This is a genomic window from Centipeda felix (assembly GCF_900186465.1).
Taxonomy (GTDB): domain Bacteria; phylum Bacillota; class Negativicutes; order Selenomonadales; family Selenomonadaceae; genus Centipeda; species Centipeda felix.
Window position 1 is genome coordinate 250,756 of record NZ_LT891959.1, and the last position, 21,666, is coordinate 272,421.

At 57.6% G+C, this 21,666-nt stretch carries 20 protein-coding genes; 5 read left to right on the forward strand and 15 right to left on the reverse strand.

Features of this window, described 5'->3' with window-relative positions:
- Position 1: 1 nt before the first annotated feature.
- Both C1713_RS08610 and trmD read right to left on the reverse strand, forming a co-directional pair.
- Positions 2 to 1,459: a nicotinate phosphoribosyltransferase gene (locus C1713_RS08610; protein ID WP_102493658.1), complete on the reverse strand. Its 1,458-nt coding sequence runs from the start codon at positions 1,457 to 1,459 to the stop codon at positions 2 to 4.
- Between the two features lie 37 nt (positions 1,460 to 1,496).
- Positions 1,497 to 2,291 (reverse strand): tRNA (guanosine(37)-N1)-methyltransferase TrmD, encoded by a 795-nt coding sequence (gene trmD, locus C1713_RS08615; RefSeq protein WP_009442579.1) that lies wholly within the window; start codon positions 2,289 to 2,291, stop codon positions 1,497 to 1,499.
- A 160-nt stretch (positions 2,292 to 2,451) separates the two neighbouring features.
- Between trmD and C1713_RS08620 the strand changes: the two genes are divergently transcribed.
- Positions 2,452 to 3,225 (forward strand): DUF4931 domain-containing protein, encoded by a 774-nt coding sequence (locus tag C1713_RS08620; RefSeq protein WP_102494062.1) that lies wholly within the window; start codon positions 2,452 to 2,454, stop codon positions 3,223 to 3,225.
- The gene (locus tag C1713_RS08625) at positions 3,213 to 4,112 is read left to right on the forward strand and encodes a transglycosylase domain-containing protein (RefSeq protein ID WP_084708974.1); all 900 of its coding nucleotides are present in this window, start codon (positions 3,213 to 3,215) and stop codon (positions 4,110 to 4,112) included. The genes C1713_RS08620 and C1713_RS08625 overlap by 13 nt, the downstream gene beginning before the upstream one ends.
- A gap of 45 nt (positions 4,113 to 4,157) precedes the next feature.
- Here C1713_RS08625 and C1713_RS08630 read toward each other — a convergent pair whose 3' ends face one another.
- From C1713_RS08630 to C1713_RS08675, 10 genes are all read right to left on the reverse strand, one after another.
- The gene (locus C1713_RS08630) at positions 4,158 to 6,767 is read right to left on the reverse strand and encodes a TIGR03960 family B12-binding radical SAM protein (protein ID WP_102493659.1); all 2,610 of its coding nucleotides are present in this window, start codon (positions 6,765 to 6,767) and stop codon (positions 4,158 to 4,160) included.
- Between the two features lie 93 nt (positions 6,768 to 6,860).
- On the reverse strand, positions 6,861 to 6,986 hold the full coding sequence (locus tag C1713_RS12460; RefSeq protein ID WP_245871120.1) for a secretion protein HlyD: 126 nt from the start codon (positions 6,984 to 6,986) through the stop codon (positions 6,861 to 6,863).
- Positions 6,987 to 7,025: 39 nt separating this feature from the next.
- Entirely contained in the window at positions 7,026 to 8,132 is a 1,107-nt protein-coding gene (rodA, locus tag C1713_RS08640) for a rod shape-determining protein RodA (protein WP_009442583.1), read from the reverse strand.
- Complete coding sequence (gene minE / locus C1713_RS08645) at positions 8,129 to 8,410, reverse strand: cell division topological specificity factor MinE (RefSeq protein ID WP_050343571.1); 282 nt, start codon at positions 8,408 to 8,410, stop codon at positions 8,129 to 8,131. The genes rodA and minE overlap by 4 nt, the downstream gene beginning before the upstream one ends.
- 12 nt (positions 8,411 to 8,422) lie before the next feature.
- Positions 8,423 to 9,217, reverse strand: a complete 795-nt coding sequence (gene minD / locus C1713_RS08650) for a septum site-determining protein MinD (protein ID WP_009442585.1) — start codon at positions 9,215 to 9,217, stop codon at positions 8,423 to 8,425.
- 10 nt (positions 9,218 to 9,227) lie between these two features.
- Positions 9,228 to 9,875 carry a septum site-determining protein MinC gene (gene minC, locus C1713_RS08655; RefSeq protein ID WP_039981575.1) on the reverse strand — a complete coding sequence of 216 codons (648 nt, stop codon included), beginning with the start codon at positions 9,873 to 9,875 and terminating at the stop codon, positions 9,228 to 9,230.
- 9 nt (positions 9,876 to 9,884) lie between these two features.
- Entirely contained in the window at positions 9,885 to 11,672 is a 1,788-nt protein-coding gene (gene mrdA / locus C1713_RS08660) for a penicillin-binding protein 2 (RefSeq protein ID WP_009442587.1), read from the reverse strand.
- A gap of 46 nt (positions 11,673 to 11,718) precedes the next feature.
- On the reverse strand, positions 11,719 to 12,213 hold the full coding sequence (gene mreD, locus C1713_RS08665; RefSeq protein ID WP_009442588.1) for a rod shape-determining protein MreD: 495 nt from the start codon (positions 12,211 to 12,213) through the stop codon (positions 11,719 to 11,721).
- Positions 12,210 to 13,151: a rod shape-determining protein MreC gene (gene mreC / locus C1713_RS08670; protein ID WP_061943629.1), complete on the reverse strand. Its 942-nt coding sequence runs from the start codon at positions 13,149 to 13,151 to the stop codon at positions 12,210 to 12,212. The genes mreD and mreC overlap by 4 nt, the downstream gene beginning before the upstream one ends.
- Complete coding sequence (locus C1713_RS08675; RefSeq protein WP_039980900.1) at positions 13,148 to 14,182, reverse strand: rod shape-determining protein; 1,035 nt, start codon at positions 14,180 to 14,182, stop codon at positions 13,148 to 13,150. The genes mreC and C1713_RS08675 overlap by 4 nt, the downstream gene beginning before the upstream one ends.
- A 309-nt stretch (positions 14,183 to 14,491) precedes the next feature.
- On the opposite strand from C1713_RS08675, the gene C1713_RS08680 reads away from it, so the two are divergent.
- Entirely contained in the window at positions 14,492 to 14,950 is a 459-nt protein-coding gene (locus tag C1713_RS08680; RefSeq protein ID WP_009442591.1) for an S-adenosylmethionine decarboxylase family protein, read from the forward strand.
- A gap of 257 nt (positions 14,951 to 15,207) precedes the next feature.
- Here the strand turns inward: C1713_RS08680 and perR are convergent, their stop codons facing one another.
- The gene (perR, locus tag C1713_RS08685) at positions 15,208 to 15,657 is read right to left on the reverse strand and encodes a transcriptional regulator PerR (RefSeq protein ID WP_009442592.1); all 450 of its coding nucleotides are present in this window, start codon (positions 15,655 to 15,657) and stop codon (positions 15,208 to 15,210) included.
- 170 nt (positions 15,658 to 15,827) lie between these two features.
- Here perR and C1713_RS08690 point away from each other — a divergent pair, with 170 nt between their 5' ends.
- Both C1713_RS08690 and C1713_RS08695 read left to right on the forward strand, forming a co-directional pair.
- Positions 15,828 to 18,017 carry a Tex family protein gene (locus tag C1713_RS08690; protein ID WP_102494063.1) on the forward strand — a complete coding sequence of 730 codons (2,190 nt, stop codon included), beginning with the start codon at positions 15,828 to 15,830 and terminating at the stop codon, positions 18,015 to 18,017.
- Positions 18,014 to 19,777, forward strand: a complete 1,764-nt coding sequence (locus C1713_RS08695; RefSeq protein ID WP_102493660.1) for a nicotinate-nucleotide--dimethylbenzimidazole phosphoribosyltransferase — start codon at positions 18,014 to 18,016, stop codon at positions 19,775 to 19,777. Before C1713_RS08690 ends, C1713_RS08695 begins: the two co-directional genes overlap by 4 nt.
- Positions 19,778 to 19,801: 24 nt before the next feature.
- Here C1713_RS08695 and C1713_RS08700 read toward each other — a convergent pair whose 3' ends face one another.
- Both C1713_RS08700 and C1713_RS08705 read right to left on the reverse strand, forming a co-directional pair.
- Complete coding sequence (locus C1713_RS08700; RefSeq protein WP_050343560.1) at positions 19,802 to 20,704, reverse strand: hypothetical protein; 903 nt, start codon at positions 20,702 to 20,704, stop codon at positions 19,802 to 19,804.
- Positions 20,705 to 20,720: 16 nt separating this feature from the next.
- Positions 20,721 to 21,665: a nitronate monooxygenase gene (locus C1713_RS08705; protein ID WP_102493661.1), complete on the reverse strand. Its 945-nt coding sequence runs from the start codon at positions 21,663 to 21,665 to the stop codon at positions 20,721 to 20,723.
- Position 21,666 lies beyond the last annotated feature (1 nt).

Sequence of the window (21,666 nt, forward strand, 5' to 3'; positions counted from 1 at the left end):
GTCAGCTGTGCTTCCCGCGCACCTCTTCGAGCAGTCCCATCTTCAGCTCGTAGTAATTCGGCGTCGTATCGAGATAGTGCCGATGCGGATTCTCAAACCGCTGTTCCTCCGGCCAGATCTCCTCCGCCAGCTGACGGCGCACATATGCGCGAATCTCCTCCAAGGGCGGCAGCTCCTCGACCCGCTCCCCATCCCTGACATAGAGACGGCGCAGGTTCACCGCCGAACCACCCTCGAAGAAGCGGTTTTTCCATGGCTTACGCGGATCAACATAGCGGAACGGCTGCGTGAGGTCGACCTGTTCGCCCTGCACTGCAATCATGTCCGCGACCGCCTTGCCGTGACGGTCATAGATGCGGTAGAGATCCTTCAGTCCCGGATTCGTCAGTTTCTCGACATTCTCCGACATCTTGATGCGCGGCTGAAAGATGCCGTTCTCCTCCACAGCGACGAGCTTATACACGGCGCCGAAGACAGGATCGGACTTTGCCGTGATGAGCCGTTCGCCGACACCGAAACTGTCCACGCGTGCGCCCTGCAGGAGGAGGGATGAGATGGTGAACTCATCGAGGCTGTTCGAGAGGATAATCTTGCAGTCCTCAAGACCCGCCTTATCGAGCATTTGTCGAATGCGCTTCGAGAGATAGGCGAGGTCGCCCGAGTCCACACGCACGCCTGCGAGACGATGTCCCTGCGGCGCGAGAACCTCACGGGCGATACGGATGGCGTTTGGGATACCCGAGTGAAGCACATCGTAGGTGTCGACGAGGAGGACGGTGGCTTGTGGGTAGATCTCTGCATATTGTTTGAACGCCGTGTACTCATCCTTGAAGAACATGACCCAGCTGTGCGCCATAGTGCCCGAGATGGGAATATTAAACTGCTGCCCTGCCGAGACCGTCGCCGTCATGTCGATGCCGCCGATGTACGCCGCGCGTGCCCCATAGGTTGCCGCGTCCATATTATGCGCGCGCCGCGCACCGAAGTCCGCAACTTTGCGCCCCTCGGCGGCACGCACGATGCGCGACGCCTTTGTCGCGACGAGGGACTGATGGTTGATCTGCGCGAGGATCGCCGTCTCCACAAGCTGTGCGTCGATGATCGGTGCAACAATCGTCAGGAGCGGCTCATTCGGATAGATGATCGTTCCCTCAGGCATAGCGTAGATGTCGCCGCGAAAACGGAAACCGCGCAAGAAGTCCAGGAATTCCTTGGAGAAGAGGTTCTGTTTGCGGAAATAGGCAATGTCCGCATCGGAGAAGGAGAGATTCTCCACGAACTCGATGACGTGCTGAAGCCCCGCAAAGATGGCGTAGCCCCCCTTGTCGGGGACGGAGCGGAAAAAGAGATCGAACGCCACGCGAACATCGCGGTTCGGCTGATGAAAATATCCATAGGACATGGTCATTTCGTAGAAATCCATCATCATGGATAGATTTCGTTTATCAAACTGTGTCACAACGCATTCCCCCTATCGGGCATAGAAACAAGACAGATCAAATTGAATCCATTATAGCATTTTCTGGAGATTCACGCAAAAATTCTTTATTTTCTTTTGTTTTCTTCTGCTGCTCTAAAAAATCACGATCTGCCTGTGATAGCGTGACGCGTGCGAGGAGCTCAGGGCGATGCCGCAGTGTCGTGAGAAGTGCCTGTTCGCGCCGCCAGCGGGCGATCTCTGCATGATTGCCCGAGAGAAGGACGTCGGGTACAGCCTTGCCCTCGAAGTCACGTGGGCGTGTGTACTGCGGATAGCCGAGCAGCCCATCAAAGAAGGAGTCTGTTGCGGCGGATGCGGCATCACCGAGCACGCCCGGCAGCATCCGCGCTGTGGCGTCTACGGTCAGCATGGCGGGAATCTCCCCGCCCGTCAGGACAAAATCGCCAACGGAGATCAGACGATCTGCGAGGTCATAGATCCGCGCATCAAAGCCCTCGTAGTGCCCGCAGATGAGCACCAGCTGCTCATAGGATGCGAGTTCCTTTGTCGTCCGCTGGGTGAACACCTCGCCTGCAGGGTCAAAGATGATCGTGCAGCGGTGCTCCGCATAGGCAGCGGTCTTCCCATATAGGTCGCGCACGGCGGCGTACAGGGGCTCGGGCTTCAGCACCATGCCTGCCCCGCCGCCGCACGGTGTATCGTCCACATGATGATGCTTATCCGTCGCGTAGTCGCGAAAATTTGTATAGTGGATGTCGATGAGCCCACGCTGTACTGCGCGGCCGATGATGCTGCTGCCGAACACGCCCGCAAACATCGCGGGAAAGAGCGTCACAAGGTCAATTCTCATAGCTGCTTCATCCTACTTTCTGCATATCCTCCCCATTATAGCATGAAGACGTAGGCAAATTGTGCCGTCTCTGCAAAATATTTGATAAATATATTCAGAAAACCTCCACTTTGATATATAATATAGGGGGAAGACAATGGCAGTGATTCGGAGCAATACCATGGAAATCAATCTTGCACATTTCAATGTCAGCATCGGACGGCAAAAGCCCGAGAATATTCTCCACAGTGATGTCCCCTGCCCGTTCTGCGACACGTCAAAGTTGACGGGGATCATCGAGAGAGACGGCAACATCATCCTGCTCAAAAATAAATACAACGTCATCGAGGAAGCCGACCAATTTGTCCTCATCGAGGGGGCAGACTGCCACGCCGATATTCCCGATTATTCCAAGGAACATATCCGTCGCCTCATCGATTTCGGCATGCGGCATTGGCAGCGTATGCGCATAAGCGGCACATACGATATGGTACTCTTTTTTAAGAACTACGGGCCATATTCGGGCGGTACCATCCGCCATCCGCACATGCAGCTCGTCGGTTTTCCTCATTTTCGCCCGGAGCTCGCCTTCTCCCGCGAGGAGTTTGAGGGACTGACGATTGACGAAACGGACGGCGTGACATTCACGCTATCCACGCATCCACGCGTCGGCTTTCGCGAGCTCAATATTATCCCGCGGGATGCGCGCGCGACCAATGTGATCGCCGACTACATCCAGATTGCCGTGGATTTTATCCGACGACGCAACAACAGCTATAATATCTTCTTTTATCACGACGGTGCGGATGTCTTTATCAAGATTCTGCCGCGCTTTGCCACCTCCCCCGTCTTTATCGGCTACGATATCCGTCTGCTCCCATCGAATCTCGAGGAGATGCGGGATGAGATCCGAACCATATATTTCGAAAGCGACCATACCAAATGCAGGACATGAACGACACGATTGAGGAAATGCCGCGCCGCAGGAAAACGCGGCGCAGAAGCAGCGCGCGAAAGAAGCCATCGCGCAGAAAAAAAACGCCCCTTTCCATCGGGCGTTTTTTCATGATACTGATTCCTATACTGCTTCTCGTCTGCGCGGGGACGTTCTTCTTCGCTCCACATACATGGCAGGAGCTCGGTGCGCTGCTGCCCGAGGCGGAACATCAAAAGCCTGCGAATCAGCTGCATGAGATCCGCGAGCCGGATGCGGCCGATCGGATTCTGCGCGTGCTCTTTGTACGACGCGCCATCGATGCGCGTCTTGACCGTGCGGACTACGTCCCCATCGGACACATTGCCCCCGATCTGCAGCACGCCATCGTCGCCGTAGAGGATCGCCGTTTCTATGAGCATCATGGATTCGACATGACGGGGGTGGCACGCGCGACCCTCGTCAACATCCAACACGGGCGCATCGAAGAGGGGGCGAGCACGATCACACAGCAGCTGGTGAAGAACCTTTTCTTCGGCAGCGAGCAGACCTTTGCACGTAAAGCCGAGGAGCTTCTGCTTGCTCTCGACATCGAGATCGCCTGCTCAAAGGAGGAGATCCTCGAGATGTATCTGAATGTCGTCTACTACGGCGGCGGATTTTACGGCGTACAGGCGGCATCTGACGGGTACTTTGGAAAATCTCCCGCGGCACTCGATCTGCCCGAGGCATCCATGCTCGCAGGCGTTCCGAATGCACCGTCCGAGGTCTCGCCGTTCGTGAACTTCATCGCAGCGAAGAAGCGACAGGCCATCGTGCTGGACACAATGCAGGCACAGGGAATGATTGACGTGCGGACGGCGGAGGATGCGAAGATGCAGGCTCTTATCCTGCGCCCGCGCCATTAGGAGGTATAGGGAAGTGGAAGTACGGATAAACTCAGCACTGCCGTCTTAGCGGTCGATGAGCGCTGCTCCCTCCGCAAAGAGTCCCGTGCGCGTCACGTATGCCTTGGCAGGATCGATGGGCAGAGCAAAGTCCCGCGCCATCACGCTGAGCACCTCGATGGGCTTTACACTGCCCGCAGGAGTGACAAGAAGATTCATCCAGAGAATGAGGCATCCATTTTCGTACTGAAACGAAATGGGTGCCTTTATGTATTCCTTCGTCTCAATGCTGCGGCGCTTCTTCGGGGTCACACGCTCCCATACGGCGTGCGCGGCACTGTTGTAGCGGCGTACGCTCTCACGTACGGGTGCGAGCTCTCCTTCGTAGGGGATCTTGAGCCGATAGCGGGCCTCATCCACGTCCGCCATCAGGGCGCGGTGTTTCCCCTCCTGAAGGCGCAGGCGGATGATCTCCGCCCCGCGCGGGAGCTGAGCACGCAGCCGCTGCATGACCTCATGGGGCGGCAGTTCCTCGGTCATCTCAAAGTCCACATACTCCGCATCGCTCGCTGCGCCCAACGAGAGCGCCGAGGCAAAGGCGACCTTCATGTGTGGGTTAAAGCCCTCTGAGTATGCCATGGGAAGCCCTGCGCGCTTGCACGCGCGGACAAAGAGGTTTGCATAGTCGAGATGGGAGACGTAGCGCAGCTCCTCCCCCTTCGTGATGAGTCCGCGATAGCGTACGGTCGTGCGTTCCTGCGACGTACTCTCCTGCAGTGCAGGATCGGCAGTCACACCCGTTTCCCCATGCTTTTCCCGCCGTTCTTCCTCGCCGGCATAGTCGATCACATCGACGCCGAGCGTCGGACAAATCCCGCAGCCCGTACAGTGCGTGCGTCGGCAGTCCTCCGTAAGAGATGCCGTAAGTGCCTTCTGCCACTCCGTTTTCAGATAGCGTTCGAGCACGCCGGGTGAGGTGTGTGTCCACGGCAGTGGTTCTCCGATCGTGCGTGTGCGGCGGCTGTAATACGTCCAGTCGACGCCGCAGTCCGCAAAGGCAGCGAAATAACGTGCATCGTCGAAGAGATCCGACCAGCCGTCAAACTTCGCCCCATTTTTCCACGCGGTAAGAAGTGCCGGCGCAAGGCGGCGGTCACCGCGTGCAAAGACTCCCTCGATCACGGAAAGGCGCGCATCATGATAGTGAAATGTGATCGCTCGATCCGCGATATTCTCCTTCAGAAGCTGCTGACGGCGCTGAAACTCCTCCATCGAGAGCTGCCCGAACCACTGAAATGGTGTGTACGGTTTCGGCACGAAACAGGAGACGGAGACGGTGACCTTGCACCCACGCCGTCCGCGAATCTCCGTATAGAGATCGACGACCTTCTTCGCGAGGCGGGCGATTCCGATGATGTCCTCATCCGTCTCCGTCGGCAGTCCCATCATAAAGTAGAGCTTCACCTGCTTCCACCCGTGGCGGAATGCCGCCCCACACGCCGTGAGCAGATCCTCCTCCGTCACCCCTTTATTGATGACATCGCGCAGACGCTGCGTCCCCGCCTCAGGCGCGAAGGTCAGTCCGGACTTGCGCACGCGCTGTACTTTCTGGGCAAGCTCCACGGAAAAGCTGTCAATGCGCAGGGACGGAAGGGAGACGCTGACCTTCTCGTCCCGATAGTCACCGATGAGATCATCCACCAGACATCCAAGCCCCGAGTAGTCCGCCGAAGAGAGCGAGGTTAGGCTCATCTCATCGTAGCCACTGGAGGAAATCATCCCATGCGCCATATTCCGCAGTCGTTTCTCCGTGCGCTCACGCGCGGGGCGATAGGCGATGCCTGCCTGACAAAAGCGACAGCCGCGTGAACACCCACGAAAGAGCTCAAGCATGGCACGGTTGTGCACGATGTCCATGTAGGGGACGATGGGATGTTCTGCCGAGACCGCATCGTTCATATCCTTCACGACGCGCTTGTAGATTACGGGGCGCGCATCGGGGTGAAGCGCATCCATGCGCACGAAATCCCCTCGTGCATCGTAGACGGGTGCATAGAACGACGGCACATAGATGCCGTCCACACGAAGCAGCTGGGTCAAGAACCCACGCCGTCCGCTCGGTCTGCCCGCTGCATTCCACCGGATAAAGGTTTCGCAGATCTCGGGCAGTACCTCTTCCCCCTCGCCAATGACGAAGAAGTCGAAGAAGTCGGCAATCGGCTCGACGTTGTAAACGCATGGACCGCCGCCGACGATGAACGGCATGTCCTCACCGCGCTCCTCTGCATACAGTGGAATACCCGCCAGATCGAGCATATTCAGCACATTCGAGTAGATCATCTCGTATTGGAGAGAGAAGCCGATGAAGTCAAAGGCACGAACCGCATGGCGAGATTCCAGTGAAAAGAGAGGTATCCCGCGTGCACGCATCTCCTCCTCCATATCGATCCACGGAGCGTAGACACGTTCTGCCGCAAGATCCGCACGGCGATTTAGAATCTCGTAGAGAATGGCGAGTCCGAGATTGCTCATGCCGACCTCGTAGACGTCGGGCAGAGCCAAGGCAAATTTGCAGCGAACGCTGTCCCAGTCCTTGTGGACGGCGTTCCATTCGCCCCCCGTATAGCGCGCAGGCTTCAGCACCGACTGGAGCATGCTGTGATCGAGATGTACCATTTCCTATCCCCCACATTGTGTCGTTCACAAGAAAAGGGGGCTGCGCTGCACGAAGGCAGACAGCCCCGAAGTGTCTACAGAGTCAATAACTCCTTAAGGAAGCACTGATAAATTCGGCACTACCATCTTAACGCATCTTTTTCGCCCGCTTTTCGTTAGCAAATCCTCCACATAGCCTTTGCTATGCGTCCGGTTTGCTGCCTCAATCAGACAAAAAATCTACGTCAATCTGGCAGACCTCATTTTATCAGCGATTCCTTAAAAGAGTAGCTTTTGTCGCCGCAGCTGGATGTTCAGCAGGATGGCAATCGCCATGATGTTGGTCGTCAATGAGCTGACACCGTAGCTCATGAGCGGCAGCGGTATGCCCGTGACGGGCATAATGCCCATCGTCATGCCCACGTTGACGAGGACATGGAAGGCGATCATCGATGTGATGCCGACCGCGAGCAGCCGTCCGAAGGTATCGCTCGCATTCTGCGCGATCCGTATCCCGCGCCAGAGGACGATGAGATAGAGGAGGAGCAGAACCGTGCAGCCAACGAAGCCGAGTTCCTCGCCCACAACGGAGAAGATAAAGTCCGTATGGTTCTCGGGCAGGAAGTTCAGCTGACTCTGTGTGCCGCCGAAAAGCCCCTTTCCAAAGAGCATGCCCGAGCCAATCGCAATCTTCGATTGGATGATGTGATAGCCCGCGCCGAGCGGATCGACGTTCGGATCCATGAACACCATGATGCGCATTTTCTGGTAGTCCTTGAGAAAATGCCAGAGCACGGGCATCGCCGCAAGTCCCGCGGCAAAGATGCCAAAGAAAAGGCGCAGTCGTATCCCCGCCGCAAAGACCATGCCGAAAAAGATCGCCAGAAAGACGAGCGACGTACCGAGATCCGGCTGCTTCAGAACGAGAAGGAACGGAACGCCGACATACGCTGCCACGGGGACGAGGTCCACGATGGAGTCAATCTTATCGCGTTTTTCGATCATGGCGGCAAGCGCGATGATCATGATGAGTTTGGAGAACTCCGACGGCTGTATGCTGATCGGACCGAGCGCAATCCATCGCTGCGCACCGAGTGCCGTCTGTCCGACGAGCATGACGAGGATGAGCAGCACGAGATTGAACACGTAGAAGTGATTCCCATAGCGCTGCAAGATCTTATAGTCAAAGTTCATCAAGAACGCTGCGAGGGCAATATCGACGATGATCGAGATACCCTGCCGCTGAACGAACCAGTAGCGTTCCTCACTCAGCGTATTGACATGGGTCGCACTGCCGATGATGACGAGACTCATGACGACAATCGCCGCAGCCGCGAGAATCAGCGTGACATCCGTACGGCGCAGAAGCCGTTTTGAGAGGATCATCTCCGATGCCTATGCGCGCCGCCATGCTGTACGCTGACAACGGGGATGTTGACAACGAGTGCCATGGCATCATTCTCGTTCTCAAGCGCGAACTCCATCTCGCGCGTGTCGATATACATATACTTTGAAATGACCTGCACGATCTCTGCCCTCATGCTGTCCATGATCTCAGGCGAGACATTTGCGCGGTCATTGATGATCACCAGCTGCAGACGACGGCGTGCCACATCGCCTGAGCTCTCTTTCTTTCCAAGAAGTTTTCTCAGTGCTTCAATCACGCCAACGCCTCCTTACTTCTTCCCAAAGAGTTTTCCCTTGATTGTTTCCCAAAGACTCTCTTTCGCCAACTCACGGAAGGGAACATCCTCGCCGCAGAGCCGTGCAACGACATCGAGGTACGCCTGCCCCGCCGGAGAGTCCTTCATCGTAACACATGGCTCGCCACGGTTCGTGCTCGTCACGACCATCTCATCATCGGGAATCTGCCCGATGCACGTGACCGAGAGGATCTCGTCGATGTCGTCCATATCGAGCATATCGCCCTTTTCGATCATCTTCGGACGGATGCGATTGACGACGAGGCGGATATCCTCCTTGTCCGCGCGTCCGAGCTCGCCGATGATCTTGTCCGCATCACGCACCGCCGAGATCTCCGGCATGGTAACGACGATCGCCGTATCGGCGGCGGCAATCGCCGTCTTGAATCCCTGCTCGATCCCTGCGGGGCAGTCGATGATGATGACATCGTAGGAACGACGCAAATCCTCACAGAGCGCCGCGAGCTCCTCGGGATTCACGGCACTCTTGTCCTTGACCTGCGAGGTCGGCAGCAGGTAGAGTGAATCGTATTTTTTGTGGCGGACAAGTGCCTTTTTGTACGGCACATGCCCCGATGTCACATCGACGAGATCGTACATGATACGATTCTCGAGTCCGAGCAGGAGATCCAGATTGCGCAGCCCCGTGTCGGTATCAATGAGCACGACACTCTTGCCGCGCATGGCAAATCCGACGCCGATGTTCGCTGTCGTCGTCGTTTTTCCGACGCCTCCCTTACCCGACGTCACCACATAGATTTCACTCATACCTTAGAACCTACCTCTCTATTGGTTCAATGACGATTTGACCGTCTTTTACATAGGCGCGCTCTGCCTTGCCGCTGTCTTCGGGCTCATCCGGGGAGCGCGCCACATAGTTTGCGATGCGAATCTGGGTCGGCATCAGCCGATCCGCGATGATGAATGCCGTCGAGTCCCCTGCTGCTCCGGCATGGATCACGCCGCGGCATGTGCCGCGCACATCAATGCTCCCCCCCGCCGTGATCTGCGCCCCGGGGTTGACGTTGCCAAAAACGATGACTGAGCCCTCGGTCTCAATCGCCTGACCGCCGCGCAGCGTCTTATCGACAACGACCATCTGCTGCAGCTCTGGCTCGCCCTTCCCTTTGGCGGACGGCTGCGGGGCAGATGTCTGCGGTGATGCGACAGGCGCGGACTCTGCCGCAGGCTTTGCCAGCCGGCAGATCAGCCCGTGCGTCCGAAAGAGCTCCTGCACATTGGCGAGTTCTCCCTGCGAGAAGCGATCACGCGGAACACGAACGAGCGTGCCGCGCAGAAAGAACCCAGCCCCCGAGTCCAGTTTCTTCCCCAGTTCCTCCATGATCTCCGAAAAGGGCATGGCGGCGGGAAAGGCAAGCGACAGGCCGCCGTTCTCCCCTTTGATCTTGATCTTTTCCTCACTCATTTCCATCCCTCACTTGCTCCCTGCGGGCTGCTCACGATCCAGACCAAAGGCGGCTTCCATAATCCTGCGCCCGATCGGCACAGCTGACATAGAGCCAAAACCACCCTGCTCCACAATCACGGCAACCACAATATTCGGATTCGCAAACGGCCCGTACGCCACGAACCAGCCGTGGTCGCGCCCCTGCGAGTTCTCCGCTGTCCCTGTTTTACCGGCAATATCAATCGAAAATCCGGCGAACACGCCGGCTGCCGTACCGAACTTCGTCACCTCGTGCAGTCCCTCCTGCACCTGACGAATAACCCCTGGATTGACATCCAATTCGGAGAGCAGGACGGGCTGAAAGTCACGCACCGTATTGCCGTTGACATCGACAATACGCTGAACGAGATGCGGCTGATAGCGTCTGCCGTTCGCCGCAATCTCCCCCATGACCATCGCTGCTTGAAGCGGGGTTACAAGGTTAAACCCCTGTCCGATCGCCGCATCGAAGGTCTCAGAGAGATACCAGTCACCGTCCTCGTAGTTGTCCTTTTTATACTGACGGTTCGGCACTAGTCCCTCCGCCTCAAAGGGGAGATCAATGCCCGTGCGCTGTCCGAGACCGAACATCCGCGCATAGCGTTCGAGTGTATCGACACCGAGACGGTTGCCCATCTCATAGAAGTAGACGTTGTCCGAGTGCGCCATCGCCTGCTGGAAGTTGATCCAGCCAAGTGCCTCGCCGCCCGCGTTCGTCTTGGGGATAATCCAGTGGCGGCCGGAGTCGAAGATCTTTTCCTGCGGCGTCACCTTGTGCTCTGCGAGCGCCGCCGTGCCCGTGACAATCTTAAAGGTCGAGCCCGGCGGGTACTCTCCCGTAATCGCCTTGTTGTCCATAGGGTGAAACGGGTTGTTGTTCAGGACATTCCAGTTCTGCGTGGAGATGCCGCCCGCAAAGAGATTTGGGTTGAACGCGGGGCGGCTGACCATGGCGAGCACCTCGCCCGTCTGCGGGTTCATGACGACGGCGGCTGCCGCATTCGCATGGACGATGGCTAGCTGCTCATCGACGGCGCGCTCCGCTGCCTCCTGGATGTGCTTGTCGATGGTGAGAACAAGGTCATTGCCCGGCACAGGGGACTGACGTCCGAGGATCTGCACGGGGCGTCCCGATACATCGACCTCCACCTGATCTCCGCCCTTGACGCCGCGGATCTCCTTGTCGTAGACACGCTCCAGCCCGAACTTTCCGATGATGTCACCGGATTTATACCCCTCATCCTTTCGCTTTTCAAGCTCCATCTCATTGATCTCGCTCACATAGCCAAAGACGTGTGCCGCATACTCGCCGTATATGTAGTCACGCACGGGGAGAACCTCGATGACGACACCGGGATAGGCGTCCTTCTGCTCCTCGATAATGGTAACGATATCGGGCAGAACATCATTCTTGATGCGAATGGGGTCAAAGCCGACGTGAGCATCGATCTTTTTTTGAATCTCGGCAACGGGAACATTGATGAGCTTTGAGACGCGCGCGATCACCTCGGGGGAAATCGGCTCGGTCAGCGGCAGGAGTGATACCGTAAAGCCGGGGCGGTTCGTGACCAGCAGCTCTCCGTTTCGGTCGAAGAATGTTCCGCGCGCCGCCTCCGCCGGAATGATGCGGATGCGGTTGCCCTCCGCCAGCCGTGCATAGAGTTCCCCATCGTAAATCTGGAGATACGCCGCACGCCCGATGAGAACGGCGATGATGAGAACGATCACACCGCCGAGGACTTGCAGACGTCCGCTGAAATCTTCATGTTCGTTCAAAATTACACTCCGAGAAAACTGTCTGAGGGATCAATGATACACTCCCTTATTGTGGTTCATGTATGCGCCGGCTGATGTAAAAGGTTGCCCAGTGAATCGGATAGGCAAAGACCACCTGGAATACGAGTAGGACAAAGAGCACGCGCTCCATGTGCAGGAAGAGATTGAAGCGATAGCCGAGCAAATAGACAATCAGTGCCGAGCACAGATACTTTGCCAGTGTTGCTGCAACCGACGCCGCGAGCGGCAAGAAGAACTGTTCCTGCAGTACGCGATCCGAAAAGCGACCAAAGAAGAGTCCGATCAGTGTCAGCAAAAATGCGTTCAGTCCAAAGAATGCGCCCGCACTGAGATCCTGCATGAGACCGAGCGAAAAGCCGATCAGAGCCCCCCATGCGCTGCCGCGCAAAAAGGAGAAGGAGACGGTTGCCAAAACGAGGAGATCAGGAACCACACCGTAGATGGAAATCAGCGGGAGAAAGGAAAACTGCAGGACAAAGAGGACGAGGAAAAACAGGACAAAAAGCCGATATTTCTTCACTGTGCTGCCGCCTTTGTCTGTGCTGCTGAGATCTGTGCCGCTGCCTCAGCCCCCGGGCTGAGGGGCGTCGGCTGGATTGGCGTCGGAGGCGCTTCGCGCGACGCTGTAATGATCGCGACGTCCTCAAGCCGCTGGAAGTCCACCGCCGTTTCAATGACAGCGACCTTCAAAAGGCCGCTGTCGTCGCTGTGCTGTGCAGCGACATGCCCAACGGCAATCCCCTTGGGATAGATGCCGCCGAACCCCGATGTGACGACTGCATCGCCATCCTCTACGTCTGCATTTCGCGGGATATCGACCATCTGCGGCATATAGGGATTATCCATCGTTCCCGTGAGGATGCCCGTCACACGCGACTCAGGCCGCTGAATGATCGTACCGACCGAGGAGCGCGCATCGAGGATGAGCTGCACCTTGGAGGAGACCGGGCCGACCTCGGTCACGTGACCGACGAGCCCCTTGCCCGTGACCACAGGCATATTCTCCCGCACACCGTCCTTCGAGCCACGGTCGACGACAATCGTACTCGTCCACAGCTCCGCATCTCTGCCGATCACGCGTGCAGCGAGGAGATCGAACTGATGCGCTCCCTGCTTGTAGGCCAAGAGCTCGCGCAGGCGTTCATTCTCAGCGGCGTACTCCGCCGCTGTCGTATTCTCCTGCCGCAGCTGCTCGACTTCGTTTTTGAGCATCTTGTTCTGCTCATGTACCGTCGCAATTTCCCATACGTTCGCCGTAACGGTCTGGATCTGCTGTCCAATGAAGGACGCCGCCATCTCAAAGGGCGCGAGCACCGTGCCCACCGTCCCCGTCGATGCTGTAACCTGAAATCGACCGCGTGCCGCAAAGAAAATAATGCAGAAGAGGGCAAGCAGAACAAAGAGCAGCGCCCAGATCTTGCGTCCGGACTGCCGTGCCCGTTCAAGTCGGTCAATCATTGTTTCAATTTCTTCGAGGACATGACGACATTCTTGAGCAGCCCGATGTTCTCAAGTGTGCGCCCCGTCCCCTCACCAACACAGGAGAGCGCATCCTCCGAGACAAGCACGGGCATCCCCGTCTCATGCGAGAGCAGCTTGTCGAGGTTCATGAGGAGTGCGCCGCCGCCCGTCATCATAATGCCGTGATCCATGACGTCCGCCGCGAGTTCCGGCGGTGTCTTCTCAAGCGTGTTCTTCACTGCATCGATGATCTTGTAGATTGGCTCGTTGAGTGCTTCGCGGATCTCCTTGGCATGGATCGTCAGCGTCTTCGGCAGACCGCTCACGAGGTCGCGTCCGCGGATGTCCATCGTACGATCCGTATCGGGCGTCACAATCGCCGTACCGACAGAGATCTTGATCTCCTCTGCCGTACGCTCGCCGATCATGAGGTTATACATGCGCTTAATATACTGGACGATGGAGGAGTCCATCTCATCGCCGCCGATGCGGATGGAGCGGCTCGTAACGATGCCGCCGAGCGAGATCACGGCGATCTCCGTCGTACCGCCGCCGATATCGACGACCATGCTCCCCGTCGCTTCTTCGACGGGAAGTCCCGCACCGATTGCTGCTGCCATCGGCTCCTCGATGAGATACGCCTCGCGCGCGCCCGCCTGCTGTGCAGCATCAATGACGGCACGCTTCTCCACCTCGGTGACCCCCGAGGGCACACCGACCACCACGCGCGGACGAACGAACGACTTGGAACGCATCGCCTTGCGGATGAAGTACTTCAGCATCGCCTGCGTCACGTCGAAGTCCGCAATGACACCGTCCTTCATCGGGCGAATGGCCACAATGTTGCCCGGTGTGCGGCCGATCATCTGCTTTGCTTCCTCGCCCACCGCGAGAACGTCCCCTGTATCACTTTTTATCGCAACCACGGACGGCTCACGCAGCACAATTCCACGTCCTTTGACGTGAACGAGCGTGTTTGCCGTACCGAGATCAATCCCCATATCGTGTCCACCAAAAAGACCAAACATTGTTAATGGAGTCTCCTTCCGCAATATGTGTAGCATGATATGCATTCGCGCATTGGCAGAATTTCTAAATTAAGAAGATATACTCCCTGCCATCTGTCAATGGACGTGCAGAATCAGTATAACATAAGAAGTGATTTTTTTCCATGTGACACGAGATTTTATCAAGATTTTATTTTATAGAAACAACATCGCGTCCATTCTCTTGCTATCCATACATATTCGAGCCTTCTGCGATATGCCTTGACGGGAGCACCATTCTTCCTCTATAATGAGTGTAAGATTATACATGTAAGAAGGAGACTGAAGCAGATGGAGATTCAATCAAGGCTGCTGACCGTGGATTTTTATGATTGTAAAGGCGATCGGTGCAGCACGGAAGAAGCCCTGCGCGATCAAGTCTCTGATGCACTGCGCACGGTAGGGCTGTCACCCATCGAGATCATCAGCAGCGGACAGGAGAGCGGCGTGCTCTCGCTGCTGGCACTCGTGCCGGGTGGACATGTTGCCCTCCATGTGCACCCGGCCATGCGCCACGTCTCCCTCGACGTCTACCTCTGTCGGGAAAACGTGCCACTCGACCCCATCGCCCACGTCCTGCGCAAATTTTTCCAACCGGACAAGATTAAGAGCACGCATCTGCGGCGCGGTGATTTCCGTACACCGACGGAGATTCGCCCCAAGACGACGACGCGCGTCGCCCCCATCCGCAAGATCAAGAGCACGGGCGCAAAGGTCATTCGCATTCTCGCACGCAGAAATCGCCGCTGACCGGTATAATTCAAAGGGACTGCTGCACGAAGTTTACAGCTTCGTACAACAGTCCCTTTTGCTTTAGTACGGATCATTTCAGAAGATCAGCAATCCCGCCTCTATTTTACGCGTCGAATTATCAAGTCAAGTGCAACTTAAGGAAGCACTGATAAATTCGGCACACAAAAAACACCCATACGATACCGTATTTCAGTTCGTATGAGTGTTGCCAATAACGCTCATGCGCGGCGCACAGTATTTCCCTATTTACAAGCTCATGCTCCTGCTTTCTTTTTTTGGCATTCGGGGCAGTACCCGAAGAAATACATCTGTTGAGAGACGATGCGGTACCCCGTCACCGAGGCAACATTCTTGTCCAGTGCCGGAAGCGCTGTAATCGGGACGTCTGCCACCCTGTCACAGGACATACAGCGGATGTGAGGATGTGGCGAAATATCCGCATCGTAACGAAATGCCTCCTCGCCCACATTCAGCTCGCGGACAATGCCGATCTCACAGAACGCGTCGAGGGACTTATAGACCGTCGCCAGGCTCATGGTCGGATAGTCGGCGCGCAGCTCCTTATAGAGCGTCTCCGCCGTCGGATGCTCTGTCGTATCGGCGAGAGCCGCATAGACGGCAAGCCGCTGTGGTGTCACTTTTTTCTTGTTCCGGCGAAGGATGTCTGTCACTTCGCTCGGCGTTAATAATGTACGTTCGCGCATAGTAATCCCTAATTCCTATAAATCTAAAATCATTATTATTTATGTATTATAATACTCTATCCACGGGTTTCTGTCAATAGTCCTAATACCGATTGATCGGCTGTCTCTTTTGCACCAAAAAAAATTCATGTTATAATGATGAAAGAATCACAAGAGAAAGGTTGGATGTCATGCGTATTTCCGATATTCCTGCGTCAATTGCCAAGGAGCTCTCCATTCGGCCGAAACAAGTAGAGTCCGTCATTTCCCTCCTCGACGAGGGCAATACGATCCCGTTTATTGCACGCTATCGCAAGGAGGCGACGGGCTCACTCGAGGATGAAGTGCTGCGCCGCGTGGAGGAGCGACTGACCTATCTGCGCAGTCTCGTCAAGCGGCAGGAGGAGATTCTCACGCGCATTGAGGAGCAGGGCAAGCTGAACGAGGAGCTGCGCACGGCAATCGAGGCGACCGAAAAGCTGCAGACCCTAGAGGATCTTTACCGCCCCTACAAGCAAAAAAAACGCACGCGTGCTTCGATGGCACGCGAGCGTGGGCTCGCACCGCTCGCCGACGCGATCCTCCTACAGCGCGAGACGAAGGGCAATGCCGAGGAATACGCCGCTGCCTTTGTCAATTCGGCAGCAGACGTCCCCTCCCCTGCCGACGCATTGGCAGGGGCACGCGACATTCTTGCCGAGCAGATCATGGACGAAGCAGAGGTGCGCCGCACCCTGCGCGACGTATACCGGCGCACCGCCATCCTCGAGACATCCCTTGACCACACGGCGGAGGGAGCGGATACCTTTGCGATGTATGACGGCTACCGTGAGCCCGCCCGTACCCTCCCCTCTCACCGTATCCTCGCCATTAACCGCGGTGAGAAGAAGGGCTGTCTCACCGTACACATCAGCATAGATCACGAGGAAAACATTGCATGGATCAGTCGGCGTATCCATCGGCGTCCGTCAATTTTCACCGAGGAGCTGCGCGCTGCCGTGGAGGACGGCTACAAGCGTCTCCTCGTTCCTGCACTGGAACGCGAACTGCGTGCCGACCTGACGGCACAGGCGGAGGAAAAGGCAATCCGCATCTTTGGACACAATCTGCGCCAGCTGCTCCTGCAGCCTCCACTTGCAGGGCATACGGTACTCGGGCTTGATCCCGGCTACCGCACGGGATGCAAGATGGCGGTCGTCGACGCGACGGGTAACGTCTGCGCGAGCGGCGTCATTCAGGTGACACAGAGCGACAGCGCGCGCGCGGCAGCCGCAAAGTCGGTGGAGAAGCTCGTGGCAGAACACGGCATTACGCTCATCTCCATCGGCAACGGCACGGCATCCTATGAGACGGAGCAATTCGTTGCGGCACTGATCCGCACGAATAAGTGGAAGAACGTGCATTATCTCATCACAAACGAAGCAGGCGCATCGGTCTACTCCGCCTCCGCACTCGCCAAGGAAGAGCTGCCGGACTACGATGTGACGATTCGCGGCGCAGTATCCATCGCGCGCCGCGTGCAGGATCCGCTGGCAGAGCTCGTTAAGATCGACCCACAGGCGATCGGTGTCGGACAGTATCAGCATGACGTGAGTCAGAAGGAACTGAAGGAAACGCTCGATGCGACCGTCGAGGACGCCGTCAACCATGTCGGTGTGGATCTCAACACCGCCTCCCCGGCACTCCTCGGTCGTATTGCGGGCATCAATACCGCGGTTGCCAAGAACATCGTCGCCTACCGCAACAAGCATGGCCGTTTCAAAAGCCGCAGTGCTCTGCACGATGTGGCTCGTCTGGGCGATGCTGCGTTTACCCAATGCGCAGGGTTCCTGCGCATCCATGACGGGGAAACGCCGCTCGACGGCACGGCGATCCATCCCGAGTCCTACACGCTTGCGCGCAGCATCCTCACCGAACTCGGCGCATCAGAGAGTGATCTCAGCGACCGCACAAAGCTGCCTGCACTCGCCCAAAAGACCGCCCACACCAGCCCACAGGCACTGGCGGAAAAACTACACGCGGGCATCCCGACCGTCACCGACATTCTGAAAGCGATTGCACGACCCGGGCGCGACCCGCGCGAGGACCTGCCCGCGCCGCTGATGCGGCAGAATATCGTCAAGCTCTCCGACCTCGCCGTCGGCACGATCATGCGCGGAACCGTGCGCAACATCACGGACTTCGGCGCATTCATCGACATTGGCCTGAAGCAGGCGGGACTGCTCCACATCTCGGAGATGAGCCGCCGCCGTGTTAAGCATCCGCTCGATGTGCTGTCCGTCGGAGACACGCTCGACGTCATGGTTATCAGCCTCGATGAAGAGCGCGGCCGCATCGGGCTCTCCCTGAAGCGCATGGAAAAGGAGAAAAAGAACGCATGAATCTCCTGCAAAAGACCATCGCCGCTATCACTGTGCCCGATGCTGCGCTCGCCAGCCGCGTGACCGCTGCGCTCTGCACGCGCAGCGGGATTCATTTCGGGCAGCTGGGCGATGCCCTCGCACGCTATATTGCACTGACAGGTGAACGTCATCCTGCCCCACCGCAGACGAGTGTCGTCATCTCCTGTGCCGATCACGGTGTTGCCGCAGAGAGCGTCAGTGCGTACCCGCCTGAGACGACGCTGAACATGATGTGCAACTATCTGATGGCACGAGGCGGCGCGGCAAACGCCGTCGCCAACTACGTCCCCGCCCGTCTCTGCGTTGCCGATCTCGGCGTCAATGCCGACACGGCGGGAATCCCCGACCTGCTTTACCGCAGCATTGCACGCGGGACGGCAAACATGACCAAGGGTGCCGCCATGACGCACGCACTGGCAATACAGGCAATCGAGACAGGGATCGGTCTCGCGGCGGACTGTGCTGCACGCGGCGACCGCTGCATTCTGCCCGGCGAGATGGGAATCTCGAACACAACATCGAGTGCCGCCATCACCGCCGCCATCCTCCGCCTCACCCCTGAGGAGGTCACAGGGCGCGGGGCAAATATCTCGGATGAGCGTCTGCATCACAAAGTGGAGATTGTGCGGCGTGCGCTCGCCGTCAATCAGCCCGATCCGCAGGACGGCATCGACGTACTCGCCAAGGTTGGCGGCTTTGAGCTTGGCTGTATCGCGGGCATCATCCTCGGTGCCGCCGCACATCACATTCTGGTTGTTCTGGACGGCGCAAATACGACATCAGCGGCACTCATCGCGCACGCCATTGCACCGAACTGCGTGCACGCGCTGCTCGCATCCCACGCATCACTGACGGAGCACTCTCAGCCCCACACACTGCGCCATCTGGGACTCACCCCAATGCTGCGGCTCGACATCCGCCTGAGCGAGGCGGCGGGATCGTCGATTGCCCTGCGGATGCTGGAGCTGATGCTCATGGCATGGGCGGCGACGGACGCTTCACCGCGTTGCTGCGAGCCCTTTCTCCTGCCGCCGCACAGGACACTCCCTGCCTCCTCAGCAACTGGGGAAAATACATACGACATCCCCGCGCCAAACCGCACGGTGATGGATGCGGCACAGTACCGTCTCGACAATCTCGCAAAGCCGATTCACAGTCTCGGGTTCCTTGAGCACATCGCGGTACAGCTTGCAGGAATCACGGGGAAAATTCGTCTGCCGTCAAACAGCAGGGCAGCACTCTGCCTTCTCTCTGGCGGAGAGGAACTGCCCGCCGAACGCCACGCCATCATCTCCGCCATGACAGCAGCGCGTGATATTGACGTATACCTGTTCCCTACAGCGATGGAAAACGCGGAGTGTCATGCCGCCATGCACGCCGTCGCCGCCGACCATCCGCTCCTCATCATCGGCAGCATGGGGAGTGACGCACCAGCTGTCCGTACGGCACTTTGTGCAGCGGCAGAGGGCGGTGCACTCGTTCTCCCGGGGGATGCGGCGACCGACCACATTGTGCGGGAGTACTGTGTGATAAGCCCAGCCCTTACCCACTATGTGCTCCATCTCCTGCCAGAGATGATCACAGCGGAGATCGATGCCCCCGCCGGCATCGTCGGCATCCTCGGTCTTGAGATCGTCCACGCCGCCCTCCATATCATGAACGATATGAAGACCTTTACCGAGGCAAAAGTTGCGGTCGCCATCGACGGAGCAGGGGCAGGACGGCAGGTACGGGAATAAAAAACGGCAGTGATCTGCCGTTTTTTATTGTTCCGCCTCTAACTGACCGCGCCGAAACACCTTGCCGATCGTACCGAACTGGAAGATCGCCGCCTCTTTGATCGTGAACCGTCCATAGGTATTCCCCAGACGATAGTTCGAGTTGAATGCCTCGCGCATCCCGCCCGCCGTATGCATCTCCTCTCCGTAAACGAGAAAGGGATTCGGCACAACGGCAAAGAGATTATTGCCGAGCGGCATGCCCCAGTAGTCCGCATCCCGCGTCGGCGTCACAGCGACAAAGCGCGGCTCAAGCTCGGGGCGGCTGTGACGCAGCTGCATATTCGTACAGCGCATCCCCTGCACCTCATAGTCTCGGATGAAATCGTCCTGTGCCTTCTTCTTCTGGAACATTGTTCCCGGCACATCATAGAGGGCATTATAGTCCCGCACAAAGTCCGCCGTCCGCTCCTCAGGAGTTCGCTCGCGCAGCTCATGCTGCGGAATCCCCGCCAGCGTTGCCTCGGCGGTTTTTTTGCGTGCGGCTTCCGTCTGCTTTGCCTGATCGTTGACCGCCGGCTCCCTGCCGCCGCCGGCGCGCGCATAGCTGCCGGCCGCACGCTGCATGGCATTCGGCGGTTTTTCCATTTTTTTCTCGGGTGGCTTTGCGGGCTGTGCACCCGTATAGGCACGCGCCAGCTCGCGCTTCATCTCCTCATCGAGGAGATCGCTTACCGATGGAACGGAGCGTGCCGCCTCTTCCTGTGCGGCGCGTTCCTTCGCATCTTCCCTCTCCTGTGCAGGGCGTGTTGACGTCCCTGTGACGTGCTGCGCCTCAAGAGCCTGCGTCAGTTCGTCGATACGGCTTTGCTGACGCAGCACCATCTTCTCGAGCAGCGTGACACGTTTCGCGAGTTCATGAATCCGTGTCAGTTCGTCGGTTCCCATTCCCCCATCTTACCTCTCAGACTGTGATCGACTGTGCGTGGGCAAGCGTCTCACGCGCCTCACGTACAATGTCGTCGATGATGGTCTTGACCGGCTCGACCTTGCGCAGCAGCGTCAGTGTCTCACCCGCCTGCATCATGCCGTTGACGACATCGCCTTCGACCGCCGCCAGCTTATTGGTACCTGTCGCACGGTCGAGGAGCTCCTGCTTCGTCGCCTTGCCCGAGTACTCGAGCGCGACGAAGTCCTCGGCGAACTTATTTTTGATGCCGCGCACTGCACCGCCGATGGTGATGCCTGTCACGATGGTATCCGTGTCCACCGCTGCGATCAGCTTTTCCTTCATATTCGGATGGACGACACACTCCTGCGCAACGAGGAAGCGCGTGCCCATCTGAACGCCGGCCGCGCCCATGAGGAGTGCAGCGGCGAGTCCGCGCCCATCACCAAAGCCGCCCGCCATGATCACGGGCAGCGAGACCTCGGGGATGACCTGCTCCATCAGCGGCATCGTGGAGAGAACGCCGATGTGGCCGCCCGCCTCCATGCCCTCGACCACGATGGCATCGGCGCCCTTTTCCTCGACGCGCTTTGCGAGCTTCACGCTCGGCACGACGGGAATGACCTTGACTCCTGCCGCATGGAGTTTCTCAAAGTACGGGACAGGGTTGCCTGCCCCGAGCGTGACGAATGCAGGTTTTTCCTCGCAGATTACATCCACGATCTCTTCCTTGTTGGGCGCCATGAGCATGATGTTGACCCCGAACGGACGATCCGTCAGGCTGCGGCAGCGGCAAATCTCATCACGCGTATACTTCGTCGTGCGTCCTCCGGTTGAGATGATGCCTGCGCCGCCCGCATTGGATACGGCAGACGCGAGGTTTGCCTCCGAAATCCACGCCATACCTCCCTGCAGAATGGGTACATCGAGTCCCAAGAGTTCCTTCAACTGATTTGCCATG

Bases quoted from the DNA above. Each gene is read 5' to 3' on its own strand.
- perR (WP_009442592.1), bottom strand. From the start codon at position 15,657: ATGCGCGAACGTACATTATTAACGCCGAGCGAAGTGACAGACATCCTT.
- C1713_RS08695 (WP_102493660.1), top strand. From the start codon at position 18,014: ATGAATCTCCTGCAAAAGACCATCGCCGCTATCACTGTGCCCGATGCT.
- C1713_RS08690 (WP_102494063.1), top strand. From the start codon at position 15,828: ATGCGTATTTCCGATATTCCTGCGTCAATTGCCAAGGAGCTCTCCATT.
- mreC (WP_061943629.1), bottom strand. From the start codon at position 13,151: ATGATTGACCGACTTGAACGGGCACGGCAGTCCGGACGCAAGATCTGG.
- rodA (WP_009442583.1), bottom strand. From the start codon at position 8,132: ATGATCCTCTCAAAACGGCTTCTGCGCCGTACGGATGTCACGCTGATT.
- C1713_RS08625 (WP_084708974.1), top strand. From the start codon at position 3,213: ATGCAGGACATGAACGACACGATTGAGGAAATGCCGCGCCGCAGGAAA.
- C1713_RS08675 (WP_039980900.1), bottom strand. From the start codon at position 14,182: ATGTTTGGTCTTTTTGGTGGACACGATATGGGGATTGATCTCGGTACG.
- C1713_RS08630 (WP_102493659.1), bottom strand. From the start codon at position 6,767: ATGGTACATCTCGATCACAGCATGCTCCAGTCGGTGCTGAAGCCTGCG.
- C1713_RS08680 (WP_009442591.1), top strand. From the start codon at position 14,492: ATGGAGATTCAATCAAGGCTGCTGACCGTGGATTTTTATGATTGTAAA.
- minC (WP_039981575.1), bottom strand. From the start codon at position 9,875: ATGAGTGAGGAAAAGATCAAGATCAAAGGGGAGAACGGCGGCCTGTCG.
- minD (WP_009442585.1), bottom strand. From the start codon at position 9,217: ATGAGTGAAATCTATGTGGTGACGTCGGGTAAGGGAGGCGTCGGAAAA.
- C1713_RS08620 (WP_102494062.1), top strand. From the start codon at position 2,452: ATGGAAATCAATCTTGCACATTTCAATGTCAGCATCGGACGGCAAAAG.
- trmD (WP_009442579.1), bottom strand. From the start codon at position 2,291: ATGAGAATTGACCTTGTGACGCTCTTTCCCGCGATGTTTGCGGGCGTG.
- C1713_RS08705 (WP_102493661.1), bottom strand. From the start codon at position 21,665: ATGGCAAATCAGTTGAAGGAACTCTTGGGACTCGATGTACCCATTCTG.
- C1713_RS08700 (WP_050343560.1), bottom strand. From the start codon at position 20,704: ATGGGAACCGACGAACTGACACGGATTCATGAACTCGCGAAACGTGTC.